This is a genomic window from Paenibacillus sp. FSL M7-0802 (assembly GCF_038004945.1).
Classification (GTDB): domain Bacteria; phylum Bacillota; class Bacilli; order Paenibacillales; family Paenibacillaceae; genus Paenibacillus; species Paenibacillus polymyxa_B.
Genome location: NZ_JBBOSD010000001.1, coordinates 4,143,713 through 4,159,929 on the forward strand (window position 1 = coordinate 4,143,713; position 16,217 = coordinate 4,159,929).

Sequence of the window (16,217 nt, forward strand, 5' to 3'; positions counted from 1 at the left end):
TTCCTTGCCTGCTGCTAAAATAACGTATCCCCGATGTAGCCGCCTTGCGATACACCCGGGAAGCAGGCGAATACCGCACTGCCTTTGTGTACAATGTATTCGTTCAGCTTGTCATTGCGTGCAAGCTTCTCCTGAATATGAACGAACTGCTTGAACAGATCACGCTGGTAGCTGATGAACAGCAGCCCGGCATCCAGCTGTCCTGTTTGCTTGTCCAATCCGCTTGAATACGAATAAGATCTCCGCAAAATATTAATGCTCCCGTCCCCATGAGCCAAAGCCACATGAGAGGTGGGAGGTGTAACCGGCTTGCCTTCCGGATTTTTGGCCGCCAGATCAAGCTTGTCGAACTCCTTGACCTTACCGAGTGGGGCCCCGCTGCTGCGATGACGTCCAAAAGTATCCTCCTGGTCGCCCAATGTTGAGCGATCCCACACCTCTACCCGCATGCGTACACGGCGTACAGCCATATAGCTGCCGTCGCCCATCCATGCTGGTCCGTCACTGGTCTGAGTCCACACCAGCCGGTTCATCTCGTCTGCCTTGGAGGTGTCCGGGTTTCCCGTACCGTCCTTGAAGCCCAGCAAATTGCGTGGTGTGCTTCCCGCAGGATCGGCCTGTGCTGTTCGCTGGAAGCCTTCCTGCGTCCAGCGAAGCACCGCTGTTCCTCTGGCGATACGCGCCAAATTACGCAGGGCATGGAAAGCTACCTGCAAGTCATTGGCACATACCTGCACTCCGATATCGCCGCCGCACCATTGCTCCTCCAGGGCATCCCCTTGAAAACGGGGCAGCTCACGGAACTCGGCAGGTTTAAGCCCTGCCAGGCCGTATCGTCCATCAAAAAAGGATGGGCCCACGCCAAAGGTGATCGTCGTGCGGGATGGCGACAATCCTGCCGCCTCGCCTGTATCGGAAGGAGGGAGGTTGAGATTTTCATTATCGTTGCCAAGCAGCACGCCAGAAGTCATTGTAGCGCTTGCTTCCGTCCAGGCTTTGAAGAGGCTACGCATCTGTTCCTTGTCGCTGGTTGTTAGATCGAAAGCGGCGAAGCAGATGAAATCCTGCGCCGGAGTCACAATACCTGCCTGATGCTTACCGTAAAAAGGGATTACATCTTTGGTATCCGCATCCGTCATCATGCTTTCGAGGCGTTGACCGGCTGACAGCACGGCTCCCACGCCCCCGCCGCCAAGCAGGAGGCCTAGCCCACCTACCCCGGCCAGCTTCAATAGGTCTCGGCGTGATACGGATTTGCTTTTTCCTGACGACTCATCTTCCACTAGCTTCGCATCCTTTTTTACCAGATCAGCCTGTTCATTATGGGATTCCGCATACTGCGGCTTTTCTTGCCCTTTTTGCCGCTTAAAGCCTTTCATATCATTACACTCCTAACAATTTCCCCATTTGGGACAACGGTTCTGCCAAGGCATCGAGGTTTTGGCTCAGCTTTTTAACTTCTTCCGGTTTCAGTTTTGTATACGATACATAGCCTTCTCCGTCTTTAAAAGGAGCCAACTCCTGCTGTAAGGCCGCAAAGCGCTCACCGATTTGTTTTTCCAATGCCGCATCTTTTTGGTTCAGATCTGTTTTCAAAATGTCATATATCTTTTGCGCGCCTTCTACATTGGCAGCAAAATCGTACAAATCCGTATGAGAATATCGCTCCTCTTCACCCGTCACCTTCGAGGTAGATACTTCATTCAACAACTCGACTGCACCCGTTACCATCAGGCTGGCGTCAATATTAACTGTTTCTACTTTGGCACGCAGCAGCTTGGCATCACTCAGCAGTCGGTCGGAAAACTCGTCCATTCCTTTGGTTGTGTTTTCTTCCCATAATGTTTTTTCAATACGGTGAAAGCCGCGCCAATCCGCTGCATCCACATCACCGTCACGTGCATCAATATTCGGGTCAAGATCACCCAGCGCTTCTGCAATCGGTTCAATCCGTTCATAGTACATACGTGCAGGGGCATATAGCGCCTTGGCTTTATCCAGTTCGCCAGCTTTGACCGCGTTCGTGAATTCTTCTGTCTTCTTCACAAATGTATCGCATTGCTCGATGGCATAGGTGCGGTAAGCTGTTACCGCTTGATCAAAATTGGGGGCAGAAGCGGCAGGAGTCGTTGTCTGTGTTGTGGCTCCTGCATCTTTGGTCGTTGCGGCAGGCTGCTGAGTAGCAGTTCCGGTTTGTCCGCAACCTGCGAACAGAATAGAAGAGACCAGCACTCCGGCCGGTACGGCATAACGTAGTTTCATAATCAATGAACACCCTTTCTGGCCAAACTGGCCCTGAACCATAGTCTGTTGCGCGATATCTATATCGAATTTTTATTTTGATAATGATTATCAGTCGCGGTTTTTCTTATCATAAGGCTGGCCCATATGCCTGTCAATACATAATTTAGACACAAAGTCCAACCCATCATTAAAGCAGCAAGTAAGGTGCCTATGCCCATTTTTATCCGCATATTGAACCATACCCGAGCACATGACATAAAATGTGTTGACTGTATCCCTTAACCTTGTTACACCACACAAAACCCGAGCAAGGAGGGGTGAAATTGACGAAGGGTAACGACCACAAAAACAAGTTTTTGTTAACTCACCGTGAACGTGAAGTATTTGAACTGCTCGTGCAGGACAAAACAACACGTGACATCGCCGGACAGCTATTTATTAGCGAAAAAACGGTCCGAAACCATATTTCCAATGTGATGCAAAAATTGAACGTAAAAGGTCGTTCACAGGCGGTCGTGGAATTAATCAGGCTTGGCGAATTAAAAATCTGACCTCTCGTTCCTTGCGGGGTACAAAGTCTTCTCGATGATCCTTCGACAGTGAAGGGTGGTCGGGAAGGCTTTTGTTTTGTGGTATGTTAGCTGATCAAACCTAGTAAGTTTATTCTATATTTCAAATTGAGGAGAGAAGCTGGGAAATCTATTGTAAACGTAAAACAAGCGAGTGTCATAGCAATGGACATTCGCTTGTTTTGATCGTTTTTTAGTTTAGAAACGATAATCCTGAAGCTGTTCCTGGCAGTTATCTATTCTTGCTAGCTCTGATTTGGGATAGCCCAGTCGTTTTGTTTTATTACTGCACATCCAGCAGGAACAATGGATTTTTCCTTTGGAGAATACACCATCAAATTTGACGACCCATCCCCGGTGTGCTGAAAGCCGTTTTTTACGCTGAATAACACGTTTTCTGTGGTGCCTAAAATAAGCTCGATACCGATTTTTTTGATTAGGTTTCATTACCATCACGCTCCCTTGGGCAAAGGCTCAGCCCGCAGGAGAAACCAAGGGTATAAGTAATACTTCTACGGGCTGAGCATGATGGTAATCAGATTTAAAGGAAGAGACATGTGGCCACCTACTTGGAATTATTTTAAAGGTGAAAGTGGGGAGTGGATGTTCATTAAATCAAAGTCAACAATTAATTTTGTTTTTAGCATAAAATCAATGCCTAATATGCCATCAAATCCATACGGCTCTTGAATAGAGCTTAGTTGAATTGGAAATGTATCTAATTGAATATGCCCGATTTTTAGATGAGGAATTACCTGTTCGTAGCAAATTTTGTGCCGCCCACCCCGTACATCCGCTTTGCTCTCCCGTTAATGAAATCAATGTGAATGCCGATTTGGGCTAGTAAATCCGTATCAAACACTGTTGCAGCGCACCCTGTATCGAACAATACGTTTGGTAATAGAGCAGTTTGGTTGTGATGTCTCAAAGTTAAGGAAACAATTGGCAAACCATTATGGAGGTTAATCTTCATGTACGCTGCCGTACTCCTGAGAAAAACTCTTCTACAACCTCGACATCGGATCGACTGGTATGGAACACATACAGTTCGCGTGACGGATACAGTTTGTGAAAATGTTTATACCCGCTCCAAGCATCTTTCGGGTTGTCGTAATCCTGAATAACCGCCATGTCTTCAAGATTGCGCACGCGATTATTGGAACTGGCTTTTATAGCCTCAACCAACACAAATCGCCTCGGATGTGATTCGGCAATTTCTTCCCATTTCATCGACTTCACCTCGCTCTTTTTGCTTTATTTTATTATAACATAATCAGGGGGACGGCAAGGAAGCAGTAACCTCTACCATGTGGTCAGTCCCGTAACCCTTTTAAAAAGGATGAAGGCTTTTGTTTTACAGAATAACCGCTGAAATATGTGGGAATTTGCGTGTAAATGATGTACTATATATAGAAGGAAGAAACTACCATTAGAGATCATAGTGCAACTAACAGAAGTGATCAAAACATAAGACTGTACCACAAAGTTATACTAAGATAGAAATGCATCTGGTGATAGTCTAAGAATATAAATCCCTACAAAGCAGTATTCAGCATGACGACAGGATGGAAGATGGATCAGGTTTTGAGCTATACTTTTATATATAGGTGTTGAAGAAGAATCACAAGGCAGAAAAAGCTCATTGCTTCAGGTAGTAGGAAGTAGCTTTTGCCTAGAGCTACCTGTGGTATATTCTTGATCGGAGGTGAACGTTAAGACATATGACACCCAACCAACACTTGATGACTTATACGCTGAACAGCGGTATAAAGGGAACTGTCGACCTAACCAGTAAGCAGGTGCAGGAATGGATCAAAGCATATCGAATTGGCAGCAAGTTTGTAACGGTTGTGGGGAAACAGTATTTTGGTTTAAACCCTGAGTTGGTAGCAGATTTCAAGGTACATAATGAATACTCGGAGCAGAGAGAACACATATCCATAATACAGCCTGTAATGGAACGCAAAGCTGTAGAGCTGGACCCACTGGTAGAGGCGTACAGCCAGTATAAAACATTAATTCAGGTAGAATGTAAATGTGGTGCTTCCTATATAGAAGAGTCACCGCATAAAAGAACCAAGTGGTCATGCAAGGAGTGTAATAACATTGTGTTCCTAGATCGTAAAAAGGGCATGGTGGATACGGATAAAGGCAAGGCGTGGTACATGACCAACAAATACTATGTGGAAAGACAAAGCAACTGACAGATTGTCAGTTGCTTTCTAACCATACACTCACACCTCTTATGTGCTTACCGAGATATATTAAGTCTTTTGCCAAATAATAAAATTGATGTTTTTTGCGCTTTGTAGTACATTATCAAGTGTATTATAAGGAGGCTTCTCATGTACGGACATAGACAAGATGATACTTTATACATCATGACTTACACATTAAATAGTGGTATCAAGGGCACAGTGCCTTTGTCTAATCAACAGATACAGGAATGGCTTGAGTGTTACAGAATTGGCAAAAAATTCGTAACCGAGATCGGCAAAGAGTACTTTGGACTGCATGCGGAACTGGTGGCTGATTTTAAAGTGCATAATCAGTATTCAAGCTATCAGGAGGTTATTATCCCGATTCAACAGCCGGACACTGGCCTAAAAGAGTTGTCCCAGGCTTACAAATCAACAGAAACCTTAATTAAAGTAGATTGCAAATGTGGTACATCGTATGTAACAGAATCTCCCTTTAAGCGGACCAAGTGGTACTGCACCAAATGCCGGGAGATTGTTTTTCTCGACAACAAAAAGGGAATGGTGGATACTTCCAGAGGCAAGGCCCATTATATGACCAATAAGTATTTTGTGGAACGGGAAACAACTGGCGTATAAGCCGGTTGTTTTTTTGTTCGTAAGGTTTGTACATGTCCTGACTTTTCAAAGCCGATTGCGCTATAGTGAAAAAGGGGGCTTATGGAAATGTGGAGTATTTTGCTGAATCACGTTTTGTTGATAGGATTCCTGGCTGTTTTGATTCAACGGATCTACAAGCATCGCTTTCATCAGCAAAATGGTAGCAATTTTCTGCTATGCTTGTGGGGGATCTTGCTTAATCGGTACAATAGTTTGTTTGAACTGACAACGTTATATACGGTGTATACCGTTATTTTTGCAGTAGGAGCATTGTTGTTTGGAGGTTACTGGCTTGTGCAGCTATTGGAAAAGGGGAAAGATAAATCTTAATATAACGATAGTCAGGTGGTGAACGTCATCCGGGAAGATCATACGAATGGTACAAGAAACCCCATGAGCACGAACCATGTGTACATAAACGAAACGCTTCATTTGGAACAAATCATAAGTGACCTGCGGGTGATGGGCTATGTGGCTTTTCATCATCATCCGCAAATCACAGGTGAGATTGATGAGCTGGAGGCGTTAAAAAAGCAACTATTATCGTTTTTTCAACAGCATCATGTATTGTGGATTGAGCTTGATCCGCTAACGCAATATGTGGTGGTGAATAACATGGGGAAGGCAACGGTGCTCAAACTCATGGGTCGGAAATTGAACCCGCTACGGGATCTGAGAGCAAACGCTGCTTTGGCTGGACAGCCGCTGCATGAGTTGGATCGGGAGATAGAACGGCTCAATCGGCTAGCTCACCTGTTGCGCTACACCCGTTTTTCTTAAGCGACGGGACTAACGTAAAAAAAAGCATTCACGAAGCATGGATGGTTCCATGCTGTGAATGCTTTTTAGTATTCTATTTTTTACCGCATAAGATGAGCAAATCTACTGTGACATACGGTAAATTTATTTCCTGCACTTGCTGCCAGTCTGCTTCCGTAGCTCCCCACGATAAGGGAGTCATATGGAGCAAAGGTTTCATGAGGTCGGCATTTAACATAAAACGATAGGTTAACCGTTCGGCGGATAGAAGTTTAAAATGATCTTTAAATCGGCTTAATATATTGTCATTCGAATAAGCAGGCTTATTCTTTTTCTGTTCATACAAGCATCTCAATTCCCGAAGATAATATTGTTCGGGAATGACCTTCAGGACGCAGCCGTCCTCCGAAAGGATTCTTGTAAATTCAGCATAATTAGAAGGGGATAAAATATTGAATACACCGTCAAATTGTTGATTTGAAAACGGACAATGAGCCAGATCCGCAACACACCAGAGGGTATGAGGATATTCTTTGGCTGCGGCCACAATACCTTCTTTAGACAGATCCATACCTACGCTTGTAAGCTCAGTGATTCCCTTCCAGGTCAGCTTATCCTGAATGTGGCTCAAATGAGTGCCTTCCCCGCAACCTGCATCGAGCAAGTAAAGGTGTGATTTTTGATCAAACAGTGGCTTCATAAATTTCATTATAGTGCTGCTTATCGCTTCATTTAAGGGATCGAAAAATCCGTTATTGCACATCATTCTTCTGGAGGAAAATAGTTGTTTATCATATTTAGTCTTATAGGACCGGGCGGCTAAATGTAAATACCCGCATTTTGAGAGATCATAGCAATGCTGATTCGTACATAGGAGGCTTTTACCTTCCACCATACGCATCGGTTGAGAGCATAGAGGACACCTAAAGAGATGTTGATGCTTTCCAATTAGGTCAGCCTTCATCTCGTGTTTATTCCATTTGGACACAGAAAAGCACCCCGTTCATTCGTATTTGGTGAATGAAAAAAGGCACAGCCAAATAGACCCAACCCATTTTCGGAAAAATGGTTGAGTTTTCATGAACTGTACCTCACATTACCGTAAACGAATAAACTGAATAATCATATTATGTAGCGCTCCTCAAAAAAAAATAGAAAGGGCTTTCGCCCTCTCTATTGTAACTTAGTCATAAGAAGTTGTCATGTGCTTACACCGATTTCAAAAACTCTACAATCGTCAGCAGACCCTTGTCAAAATTGTCCAAGTTAAAATGCTCGTTTGGCGCATGCAGGTTCTCATCTGGCAAGCCGAAGCCCATCAGCACGACTGGGGCAGTCAGCACACGGGAGAAGGTCTCCACGATTGGGATAGAGCCTCCATCCTTGGTAAAGAGGGCACGCACACCGTATACCTTCTCAAAAGCATCGGCCGCCGCTTGCAGAAACGCGTGTGACGGGTCGATGTTAAAGGCGTTCGCTTTTTCACCCTGTTGAATATCCAGGGTAGCTCCTGCCTGAACATGGGCGCGCAAATGGCGCTCGATTTTGTCCAGAATGTCTTGCGGATTCTGGTTAGCCACCAAGCGGCACGTGATTTTAGCATGAGCTTCTTTTGGAATGACCGTTTTCGTGCCTTCCCCTTGGAAGCCACCGTATACGCCGTTCAGCTCCAGTGTCGGACGTGCCCCAACACGCTCAACGAAGCTGAATCCTTCTTCGCCATAGAGAGAATCAAGTGCAAGATCTTGTTGCAGCTTGCTCTCATTGAAGCCTTGCTTCACGAATTCTTCTCTCATCTCTGCCGATAATGGAGCAACATCGTCGTAGAATCCTTCGACGCTTACGCCGCCTTTGTCGTCATGCAGGGTTGCCAGCAAGGACACCAGAGCATGCAGGGCATTCGGCACGCCGCCACCGAAAGAGCCGGAATGTAGATCTGTGTTCGCCGTGTGAATGGCGACTTCCAGTGAACATAGTCCACGCAAACCTGTGCAAATGGCAGGCTTCCCTTTTTCGATCAAGGAAGTGTCGGACACCAGTACAGCATCCGCGGCCAGACGTTCAGCTCCAGTTTGCAAAAACTCAAGCAAGTTCGGACTGGACACTTCTTCCTCACCTTCAACGCAGAATTTGATGTTCAGCGGCAATGTGCCTTCCTGCTTCAAAATGGCCTCAACTGCCTTAATGTGCAAGAAAACCTGCCCTTTATCATCTGTCGCTCCGCGCGCATACAATTTTCCATCACGGATGGATGGCTCAAACGGTGGCGTTTCCCACAGGTGAAGCGGGTCTACGGGTTGTACATCATAGTGTCCATACACGAGGATCGTTGGTTTACCAGGTGCGTGCAAATGATCCGCATATACCAGCGGGTGCCCTTTGGTTGGAATGATTTCAACGTTTTCCAGACCGGCAGCAGTCAGTTTGGCAGCGAGCCAATCAGCTGCTTGGTTAATGTCCTTTTTGTGCTCCGATAATGCTGAGATACTCGGAATGGACAACCACTCCTGTAACTCGCCCAGTTGTTGCTCTCTGGCTTTTTCAAAATAATCAGAATAACTCATAGACTATGTATCCTCCTTTTTCAATGTAAATCGTGTGAATGTTGCGCTATCCTCCGAACCGAGGTCGTGGACGATATTTCTAGTTTACTACGTTTTGTGCTGAACGAAAAATAGGGAGATAAAAAAACGATTCTACCCGGGTCTGTCCAGACCTGAGCAGAATCGCCCTTAACCAAGCATATGGATGTACTTATGCGCGAATGTCCAGTTGACCGCCAAGATGAGGCTGTACGCTTTTTTCCATCATCTGCACTAAAGCCTGTCCTTGTTCACTGGCCTGATCCTTAGCCATACTTAATACCTTCACACTTACGGCTTGAGCTAAGCTGGCCTGACTCATACCTGTTGATAATGCTGCGATATCCATGTTCCAACCCTCCCTCATTGTGAAGACTCTTTCTCTGTATTTATCGGTTGGAACGGTTATTTTGTTTCATCTAATTGGAATTGTGTCAGTAAATCTTGAAGCTGCTCCGCCAGACGGGTCAAATCTGCGGCAGACGAACCGATCTCTTCCATGGAGGCGAGCTGCTCCTCTGCGGCTGCGGACACGGTCTCCGTATGGGATGCCGCTTCTTCAGCGATGCGTGTAATTTCCTCCATGCTGCTGACGACTGAACTCGTTCCATCTGCGACTCCAGCGGTAGAAGCTGCGACGTTATCGAGCTGCTTCGCTGATTTGGCTACCGCTCTACGGATGCGAGAGAAGGAGCGACCGGATAGGTCAATGGAATTAATACCATCACTTACGCGTTCCTTGGCGGATTCCATAGCGATCAGGGCTTCAGATACACCGCTCTGTATCCCTTGAATCTGTTCACGAATTTGTTGTGCGGAATAAGCTGAGTTTTCAGCCAGCTTGCGGACCTCTGTCGCCACGACAGCAAAACCTTTGCCATGCTCCCCTGCGCGTGCTGCCTCAATAGAAGCGTTCAATGCGAGCAGATTAGTCTGGCTGGCGATTTCCGTAATGACGGTGACAATCGTTCCGATTCGTCCAGAGCGGTCACTCAAAGCACTGATGATGGTATCCAGTTCTTCCACGGTAGTGCGAATGCCATCAATGGAAACGACGCTGTTGCCGATATGCTCGCTGCCTGCATCCGACGCCTGAATGGCCTGTGCGGAGTAAGTGGTCATTTCAGCCATGGTTTCAGTCATAGCGGTAATGTCTGTTGCCATGCCGCTAACCCGTGTCTGATTAGCTTTAGCGCTGCCCACTTGGCGTTCGCTGCCTGCAGCCACATCTTGAATGGCTATGGTCACATGCTCAATGGCACGGGTCGTTTGTTCTGCACCTGCTGCAAGCTCTTGCGAGGATGCCGACAAATTGCCTGTCATCGCTTGAATTTCTTTAATCATGTTACGCAGGTTATCTACCATTTGTTGAAAATATCTTGATAATTCACCAATTTCATCTGTACTGGTCGTAGCCACGTTTATCGAAAGATTACCTTGGCTGATGGCATCCATAGAATTACGTAATCTTTGGATGGGCTTAAGTATACTGCTGATTAGCCACATTGCGAGCACACCAATGATGATGGCTGCAATCACCAACACGATGATCGTCGTGATAAGAATCGGTTGGGCGGAGGCACTGGTTTCTGCTTTGTCCATCGTTCCAGCAATTCTCCAGCCTGTCAGCGTATTGGTTTTGAAAATCAGGTGTTTATCTACGCCATTAATATCGTAACTAAAGCTACCTTCTTTGGAGGCAAATAATTCGGGTATCGTTTCCCCCATTTTGGTACTTCCGCTGACTTCTGTCGGGTGGGTAACGATACGTTTGGTACCATCTAATATCATAATATAGCCATTTTGTCCGATTTTTAAATTTGTGATTTCTTTTAAATTATTTAGGTTCAGCGAAAGACCGAGAACACCACTGTTGTCAGGAAGTGTACGTGAAATATATACAACGGGGACCTTAGCCGTATTGAGTCCGACAGGGCTGATTACGGTTTGTCCGGGTTTCTCCATGGCCTGTTTGTACCACGGACGTTCACGAGGGTCGTTTGTGGAGCCTACGGCTTTGCCAATAATGAGTTTTCCTTCGGGAGTTCCTACAAACATATCAACAGCTTCCGCATGCATTTTTAAATACACTTGTAACCTTTTCAGGATGTCTTCATCTGCTTCGGCACTGTTATCACTAGCCGTCATCGTTGTAGAGTAATATTCGAGATCAGCGATTTTGGCTTGAATCGTTTGAGTAACTGCACGATCGGATGCGGTAACGCTAGTTGTCGCACTATCGAGTAATTGGCGGTCCGTCTGTTTATATGCTGCTTGATAAGAAAAAGAACTTACAATAATGCTTGGAACAAGCATGACCAGTAGAAATGCTGCTGTCAATTTCTTGCGTAGTGTTAATGTTTTGAGTCGTCTCAGTTGTTTCATCAAACCCCTGCTTTCTATCTACATATTCATTTCTAATATTTATACCATATGTATTTACTATCGGTTATTTTGAGCTGAATTGATAGATTTATTACTAATTTGTCCAATACGCTAAAGAATTTCTTGCATAGCATGGAGTATCTTGCAATTTGGAGGGATAAGGTATGGGTTTTTTTCTGGATATGAGAAGCTCCACCAATTCATCAAAAACAGGTGAGGGTCCCGATATACAGCTGGGTCCTATACCGGAGCGGTTCGGTTTGATCACCCTGCGAACCTTTCTTGTGCCAGGTCCGATTGTGACTTTTAGCGGTTCCATTGGCCTAATCGGTGAGCTTGGGGATACGTATGCGGTTGAAATCGTGCGTGGAGCCGACTATGATCCGAGTGAGGTAGTCTACCGCGCCGAGGGGGTACTGGGCGTGACTGGGGCTAATGAAACGCAAGCTTTTAATGCACAGGATCTATCTGCTCCCTGGGCAATACAAACAGTATATTCTTCTTATATTTCTGGTGTATCGACCACTGTTCGTAATGGTCCAGAGGTATTCACGGGTATCGCCTCGACTCCGTTTTTGTAAATATATCAAGTGATTATTTCTTTAGTAAATGCTCGCTGCCTGTTCGTGGTTCTCCTAGGATAGTCCGCTGCGCTAACTAGCCACGAGCATAGACAGACATCTGCTGCAGACTCGTGGCTATAATTCTCAACAACAACACCCAGAGCACAAATGACCTAGTTGTTGTAATTTCCTTTATGAGCGTGTTCTACAGAGTTGATTGTGCTTCTCGGATTCTATTTCTTTAGAATCTCTCGCAAATACACTGTCAACTCATCTGCTGCTTTGGCATGGGCGGAGAGCCCGGGATGGCTGCGAGATCCTATCGTTTCTTCCGTCGTGTTAGGCAGTTGGAATACAGACACATTCCGATCCCTCGTTTTTTTCTTGTACGCGTCTACCGCTCGGTAGATTGAGGGCATCATCGGAGTACCCAGCATCCCATAGGCCCACACAATATGGGCAGCAGGATTGCAGGTCCGAAGCTTGACAAGAAAACGTACGATAGCGCTTTCAAAAGATTGTAAATCTTCTTCATTGAATGTGCCGTCCTCGTTCAAGCGTTGCTTGTACACTTTCCCGCTTACTGGGTCCGTCCATGCAGGAGAATAAAAGGCTCCCCCGTCATTAGTCCCCAAATTCACTACGACCACGTCCGGCTGCCATGAGGTAAAATCATGATCTGAAAATGCCCCTAATGCTTCATTTCTCTCACCGGTCAGCACACCACATATCTGCTCATAATATGCCGGTATGTTCGCATGCGGATTATTATCCCAGCTTGTTAGGACACCCCATCCGCTTTGTGATAGCACTCGGTAGTCCGCATTTAGTGCTTCGGCTGTTATGGCTGTATAATTGCGTAGTGCTGTGAACAGCATGGGAACCCAGTCTGTCTCCTCCTTCGCTCCAATCGTTCCTTCTCCCGAGGTAATGCTGTCACCGATAAATTCCACCTTGAGGGGCTTATCAGTGACTGGCAGCAATTCCCCATCAACCTTCAGGGCATGAATTTGCAACAAGCAGCGCGAGTCCGAACTCATAGGCTGGACATCCTTGACCACACGGACATTTTTGACCGTGTCAGGGTTCAACCCTCTCAAAAGACAGATCCAATGCCGTCCTGCGGTCACCATCAGGCGACTCATCGGAACCCCATTGATGACAATACTGATCCAGGGTTCATACACCTGGTAATCGGCCTCAATTTCAATCCACAGCTCTGAGCCTTTGATATTCAATTCAATGCCACTGCCTGTCCAAAACAGAGTAAGAGGTTTACGTGTTTGCGTAGTTCGACCATGAACCTTTACATGCTTTGCTTTTGTAAGTGGATATGTCTTCAATCTCTTGTTATGTGACATTTCAATATCCTCCTCATAATTTCTAAATGAATGCTAGTTTCTGTAATATTGTAAAAGAAGTGACAGGAAATCTCAAATTCTATTTCTAAACAAGCAAGGGCCCAAGGCTTTATATGGATTATTCTTTTCGATCACGGACTTTAGGAAAATGTATGATAGCAAAAAGCACCAGCAAACTGAAATTTGCTAGTGCTTTTTTGATATACGGAGCAAAGATTACTTGTTAAGTGGATTTTTTCACAAATTATCTTTATTCATTAATTAGCTTTGCCGAACATGACGATATTAATCGCCTTGCCGAAGTCTATACCTACTTTGCCAGTTAGCTCTGCTGTTTTTTGTGCTAACACGACTGCATTGACACCACAAGAGAATAGCGCAATATCAAAGTCATCTTTGTGTGCTGCGATCCATTGGAGTGTTTCAGGCATTTGTTCATATTGATGAAATGCCAGCGTGTGCGCGATATTCAGCCTGTACGGATCGGCCTCAAGAACAGGCTTTACTTCAGCGGCCGTCCGGGTGACCAGCAGAATGCGTCGATTTTTCAGCATGTCCCAGAAAGCGGGTGTCTCAGCCAAATACCGATTCAGGCAGGCGTGGCAGGTCAGTGCGGGGGAAAGAGCATAGTGAGCAAAGACCTGATCGGTCAGCTCCCGCTTCATATAGGATGGTGCTTTAATAGATTCGTCATCATATGGCAAAATGCCAGCAATGCTAGCTTTGCTCACTGCCTCAGCCACCGCGTCCCGTAGTTCCGTATTCGGTAGAAACAGTCCCTTTTGACCGAGATTGGCTTTGACCGCCCAACGTTCCTGTAATACCTTTTCCATCGGCCAGACGGTGTCCTGCGACAACACCAAATTTTCACCATCCCCAATACGAATGAGCGAAAAGGACTGGTGCTGATCGAGTGCCAGCTTCAATCGTTTCAGTACCTCGTCAATCTCCAGATACCTTGGATTCGTCATAACATGTTACCTCCCTGTCGTTCCTGCTTGTTCAACTTTTCAGATGGAGCAAAAAACTTTGTATTCTATCATATGTCGAAAGCGAAAAGGTTTTTGTATGAACGACTATTCTTTTTGGATTCTACCTATTTTTACAAGATTCGTTGCATCTGTACGTGCCGTTTCAGAGGCGTCTTCATAACTTGAGAGAAGACGGTTGAAAGGGAGGAAGATCAATGAATCGCAAGATTGTAATTGAAATTAATTTTAATAACTATGGGATGAATCCCAACCGCCTGACACGTGAGTGGATCAGCGAGCGACTGGATATATTCAGAACCTTTACGCTGCGTAGTTTACTCAGTCAGACAAATACGGATTTCTTATCTGTCGTCAAGCTGGCGGGCGGATGCAGTGACATTGTGGAAGAGGAACTAGCCCGACATGAGCCCATTCCCGACCACATCCGTTTTGGTACGAGCATCGAAAGTAAACGTCGAATTCATGCGTACATCGAAGGCGCGGACGAACTGCTCATTGCTCGAATAGATTCCGACGATTTATACCACCAGTCATTTGTACAACAGTTACATGATTACAAGTTTCAACCGGAGACGGTTGCGCTGGTGAACCAGATGGGTTACCTGTGGGATGCGGTTGAGGGGCAGATGGCACCGGTGTTTCACCGTTCGCCTTCTTTTTATGTGTTTCGCTATCAAGTGGAGGATTTTCTAAATGATTACCGTGTCGTCATTCCTGGGAAGGGTACGCACGGATATGTAACGGAGCTGCCGCATGAGGTCATTCCACTTCGCAACTATGTGAACGTCATTCATGCCGCAAATACTTCGGTAAAAAAAGTGCCGGCGAAGGATCGGCTGTCAGAGAATGAAATGAATGCTGTGCTGGCTGAATTTCTGGGAACAGACATTGCCAATTCGTAACGGTCAGGAGGAGATTATATTGTTTAAAGGAAAAAAACTGCTAGTGACCGGAGGCACGGGATCTTGGGGGCAACGCCTAACGGCTGAATTGCTGAAGGAGGGACCGGCGGAAATCCGGATATTCTCACGCGGTGAATTTGCACAGATTGCCATGCAGCGGCAATTTCAATCTGATCCTCGCCTGAATTTCATGATTGGAGATATTCGCGATCTTCAGGCATTGCAGGAGGCATGTCGCGGAGTGGACTATGTGTTCCATTTGGCGGCATTAAAGCATGTCCCTGTGTGTGAGAGACAGCCAGAGGAGGCTTTCAAGACGAACGTACACGGTACGGAAAATGTGATCCGGGCCAGCATAGAGCAGGGAGTCGCCAAGGTAATTGATGTCTCTACAGACAAGGCGGTAGACCCGGTGAATGTATATGGCATGACGAAGGCGATCGGTGAAAGACTGATGATCCGCGCCAACACTTTAAGTGAGCGTACTCGCTTTGTGTGTATTCGCGGCGGCAACGTGTTGGGGACGAGTGGAAGTGTCGTGCCCCTGTTCAAGCGCCAGATCGCGGAAGGGCAGGAATTAACGCTGACGAGCCCAGATATGACACGCTTCTTCCTCACGCTCGGAGAGGCGATTGGCTTGCTGCTGAAGGCTTCTGTCACGGCAATTGGGGGAGAGACCCTTGTGATGAAAATGAAGGGCTGCAATATTGCAGATCTGGCAGAAGTGATGAAAGAACAGGCGGGACAGCCTGCGTTGAAAGTGAAGGAGATTGGTATACGTGGTGGGGAAAAGCTGCATGAGGTGCTGATTTCGCCCTATGAGGTGCCGCACACGTATCGCTATGATGACCGTTATTTTGTTATTCTTCCCCAGCAAGCAGACGAGCGCTTACTGAGCCAATATGGTGGATTGGAACGAGTGAGCTTCGATCAATATCGCTCGGACGATGAGTTAATGGATCGCGCTGGAATTGCTGAGCTACTGCGAGGCATGGAGTAACG

Annotated in this window: 19 protein-coding genes and 1 pseudogene; 8 read left to right on the plus strand and 12 right to left on the minus strand. The window is 46.1% G+C overall.

Features of this window, described 5'->3' with window-relative positions; all coding sequences use genetic code 11:
- Window positions 1-14: 14 nt before the first annotated feature.
- Window positions 15-1,379 (minus strand): iron uptake transporter deferrochelatase/peroxidase subunit, encoded by a 1,365-nt coding sequence (efeB, locus tag MHB54_RS19095; RefSeq protein ID WP_023990052.1) that lies wholly within the window; start codon window positions 1,377-1,379, stop codon window positions 15-17.
- Window positions 1,380-1,383: 4 nt separating this feature from the next.
- Window positions 1,384-2,262, minus strand: coding sequence for an iron uptake system protein EfeO (gene efeO, locus MHB54_RS19100; protein ID WP_023990051.1), 879 nt, complete (start codon window positions 2,260-2,262; stop codon window positions 1,384-1,386).
- 305 nt (window positions 2,263-2,567) lie between these two features.
- Between efeO and MHB54_RS19105 the strand changes: the two genes are divergently transcribed.
- Window positions 2,568-2,795: a helix-turn-helix domain-containing protein gene (locus MHB54_RS19105; protein WP_007431813.1), complete on the plus strand. Its 228-nt coding sequence runs from the start codon at window positions 2,568-2,570 to the stop codon at window positions 2,793-2,795.
- 216 nt (window positions 2,796-3,011) lie between these two features.
- On the opposite strand, the gene MHB54_RS19110 is transcribed toward MHB54_RS19105, so the two are convergent.
- The 3 genes from MHB54_RS19110 to MHB54_RS19120 all read right to left on the minus strand — a co-directional run bounded on the left by MHB54_RS19110 (window position 3,012) and on the right by MHB54_RS19120 (window position 4,043).
- Window positions 3,012-3,260: a hypothetical protein gene (locus tag MHB54_RS19110; RefSeq protein WP_075154672.1), complete on the minus strand. Its 249-nt coding sequence runs from the start codon at window positions 3,258-3,260 to the stop codon at window positions 3,012-3,014.
- A 304-nt stretch (window positions 3,261-3,564) separates the two neighbouring features.
- A complete protein-coding gene (locus tag MHB54_RS19115; RefSeq protein ID WP_235322313.1) occupies window positions 3,565-3,786 on the minus strand; it encodes a hypothetical protein in 222 nt (73 codons plus the stop codon).
- Window positions 3,783-4,043: a hypothetical protein gene (locus MHB54_RS19120; RefSeq protein ID WP_023990050.1), complete on the minus strand. Its 261-nt coding sequence runs from the start codon at window positions 4,041-4,043 to the stop codon at window positions 3,783-3,785. The genes MHB54_RS19115 and MHB54_RS19120 overlap by 4 nt, the downstream gene beginning before the upstream one ends.
- 491 nt (window positions 4,044-4,534) lie before the next feature.
- Here MHB54_RS19120 and MHB54_RS19125 point away from each other — a divergent pair, with 491 nt between their 5' ends.
- From MHB54_RS19125 to MHB54_RS19140, 4 genes are all read left to right on the plus strand, one after another.
- Window positions 4,535-5,017 (plus strand): hypothetical protein, encoded by a 483-nt coding sequence (locus tag MHB54_RS19125; protein WP_023990049.1) that lies wholly within the window; start codon window positions 4,535-4,537, stop codon window positions 5,015-5,017.
- Between the two features lie 141 nt (window positions 5,018-5,158).
- Window positions 5,159-5,650 carry a hypothetical protein gene (locus MHB54_RS19130; RefSeq protein WP_013311697.1) on the plus strand — a complete coding sequence of 164 codons (492 nt, stop codon included), beginning with the start codon at window positions 5,159-5,161 and terminating at the stop codon, window positions 5,648-5,650.
- Between the two features lie 87 nt (window positions 5,651-5,737).
- Window positions 5,738-6,001, plus strand: a complete 264-nt coding sequence (locus tag MHB54_RS19135) for a hypothetical protein (protein WP_023990048.1) — start codon at window positions 5,738-5,740, stop codon at window positions 5,999-6,001.
- A gap of 63 nt (window positions 6,002-6,064) precedes the next feature.
- The gene (locus MHB54_RS19140) at window positions 6,065-6,451 is read left to right on the plus strand and encodes a hypothetical protein (RefSeq protein WP_176716863.1); all 387 of its coding nucleotides are present in this window, start codon (window positions 6,065-6,067) and stop codon (window positions 6,449-6,451) included.
- Window positions 6,452-6,524: 73 nt separating this feature from the next.
- Here the strand turns inward: MHB54_RS19140 and MHB54_RS19145 are convergent, their stop codons facing one another.
- The 5 genes and pseudogenes from MHB54_RS19145 to MHB54_RS19165 form a co-directional block, all read right to left on the minus strand.
- Entirely contained in the window at window positions 6,525-7,139 is a 615-nt protein-coding gene (locus MHB54_RS19145) for a methyltransferase domain-containing protein (protein WP_226887829.1), read from the minus strand.
- 123 nt (window positions 7,140-7,262) lie between these two features.
- Window positions 7,263-7,394 (minus strand): annotated as a pseudogene (locus MHB54_RS19150) (putative RNA methyltransferase); the annotation flags it as partial.
- 244 nt (window positions 7,395-7,638) lie between these two features.
- On the minus strand, window positions 7,639-8,994 hold the full coding sequence (locus tag MHB54_RS19155; RefSeq protein WP_053326004.1) for a dipeptidase: 1,356 nt from the start codon (window positions 8,992-8,994) through the stop codon (window positions 7,639-7,641).
- Window positions 8,995-9,184: 190 nt separating this feature from the next.
- Complete coding sequence (locus tag MHB54_RS19160) at window positions 9,185-9,361, minus strand: YjfB family protein (RefSeq protein ID WP_023990044.1); 177 nt, start codon at window positions 9,359-9,361, stop codon at window positions 9,185-9,187.
- A 56-nt stretch (window positions 9,362-9,417) separates the two neighbouring features.
- A complete protein-coding gene (locus MHB54_RS19165; RefSeq protein WP_028541518.1) occupies window positions 9,418-11,397 on the minus strand; it encodes a methyl-accepting chemotaxis protein in 1,980 nt (659 codons plus the stop codon).
- Between the two features lie 164 nt (window positions 11,398-11,561).
- On the opposite strand from MHB54_RS19165, the gene MHB54_RS19170 reads away from it, so the two are divergent.
- Window positions 11,562-11,978: a hypothetical protein gene (locus MHB54_RS19170; RefSeq protein ID WP_023990042.1), complete on the plus strand. Its 417-nt coding sequence runs from the start codon at window positions 11,562-11,564 to the stop codon at window positions 11,976-11,978.
- Window positions 11,979-12,193: 215 nt separating this feature from the next.
- On the opposite strand, the gene MHB54_RS19175 is transcribed toward MHB54_RS19170, so the two are convergent.
- Together MHB54_RS19175 and MHB54_RS19180 are read right to left on the minus strand one after the other, a co-directional pair.
- A complete protein-coding gene (locus MHB54_RS19175; RefSeq protein ID WP_264454626.1) occupies window positions 12,194-13,321 on the minus strand; it encodes an SGNH/GDSL hydrolase family protein in 1,128 nt (375 codons plus the stop codon).
- Window positions 13,322-13,578: 257 nt separating this feature from the next.
- Entirely contained in the window at window positions 13,579-14,292 is a 714-nt protein-coding gene (locus tag MHB54_RS19180) for a GT-D fold domain-containing glycosyltransferase (protein ID WP_023990040.1), read from the minus strand.
- A 215-nt stretch (window positions 14,293-14,507) separates the two neighbouring features.
- Here MHB54_RS19180 and MHB54_RS19185 point away from each other — a divergent pair, with 215 nt between their 5' ends.
- On the plus strand, window positions 14,508-15,215 hold the full coding sequence (locus MHB54_RS19185; protein ID WP_068941740.1) for a glycosyltransferase family A protein: 708 nt from the start codon (window positions 14,508-14,510) through the stop codon (window positions 15,213-15,215).
- 19 nt (window positions 15,216-15,234) lie between these two features.
- Window positions 15,235-16,215 carry a polysaccharide biosynthesis protein gene (locus MHB54_RS19190; RefSeq protein ID WP_053326002.1) on the plus strand — a complete coding sequence of 327 codons (981 nt, stop codon included), beginning with the start codon at window positions 15,235-15,237 and terminating at the stop codon, window positions 16,213-16,215.
- Window positions 16,216-16,217: the final 2 nt, after the last annotated feature.

Bases quoted from the DNA above. Each gene is read 5' to 3' on its own strand.
- efeB (WP_023990052.1), bottom strand. From the start codon at position 1,379: ATGAAAGGCTTTAAGCGGCAAAAAGGGCAAGAAAAGCCGCAGTATGCG.
- efeO (WP_023990051.1), bottom strand. From the start codon at position 2,262: ATGAAACTACGTTATGCCGTACCGGCCGGAGTGCTGGTCTCTTCTATT.
- MHB54_RS19110 (WP_075154672.1), bottom strand. From the start codon at position 3,260: ATGAAACCTAATCAAAAAAATCGGTATCGAGCTTATTTTAGGCACCAC.
- MHB54_RS19115 (WP_235322313.1), bottom strand. From the start codon at position 3,786: ATGAAGATTAACCTCCATAATGGTTTGCCAATTGTTTCCTTAACTTTG.
- MHB54_RS19120 (WP_023990050.1), bottom strand. From the start codon at position 4,043: ATGAAATGGGAAGAAATTGCCGAATCACATCCGAGGCGATTTGTGTTG.
- MHB54_RS19125 (WP_023990049.1), top strand. From the start codon at position 4,535: ATGACACCCAACCAACACTTGATGACTTATACGCTGAACAGCGGTATA.
- MHB54_RS19130 (WP_013311697.1), top strand. From the start codon at position 5,159: ATGTACGGACATAGACAAGATGATACTTTATACATCATGACTTACACA.
- MHB54_RS19135 (WP_023990048.1), top strand. From the start codon at position 5,738: ATGTGGAGTATTTTGCTGAATCACGTTTTGTTGATAGGATTCCTGGCT.
- MHB54_RS19140 (WP_176716863.1), top strand. From the start codon at position 6,065: ATGAGCACGAACCATGTGTACATAAACGAAACGCTTCATTTGGAACAA.
- MHB54_RS19145 (WP_226887829.1), bottom strand. From the start codon at position 7,139: ATGAAATTTATGAAGCCACTGTTTGATCAAAAATCACACCTTTACTTG.
- MHB54_RS19155 (WP_053326004.1), bottom strand. From the start codon at position 8,994: ATGAGTTATTCTGATTATTTTGAAAAAGCCAGAGAGCAACAACTGGGC.
- MHB54_RS19160 (WP_023990044.1), bottom strand. From the start codon at position 9,361: ATGGATATCGCAGCATTATCAACAGGTATGAGTCAGGCCAGCTTAGCT.
- MHB54_RS19165 (WP_028541518.1), bottom strand. From the start codon at position 11,397: ATGAAACAACTGAGACGACTCAAAACATTAACACTACGCAAGAAATTG.
- MHB54_RS19170 (WP_023990042.1), top strand. From the start codon at position 11,562: ATGGGTTTTTTTCTGGATATGAGAAGCTCCACCAATTCATCAAAAACA.
- MHB54_RS19175 (WP_264454626.1), bottom strand. From the start codon at position 13,321: ATGTCACATAACAAGAGATTGAAGACATATCCACTTACAAAAGCAAAG.
- MHB54_RS19180 (WP_023990040.1), bottom strand. From the start codon at position 14,292: ATGACGAATCCAAGGTATCTGGAGATTGACGAGGTACTGAAACGATTG.
- MHB54_RS19185 (WP_068941740.1), top strand. From the start codon at position 14,508: ATGAATCGCAAGATTGTAATTGAAATTAATTTTAATAACTATGGGATG.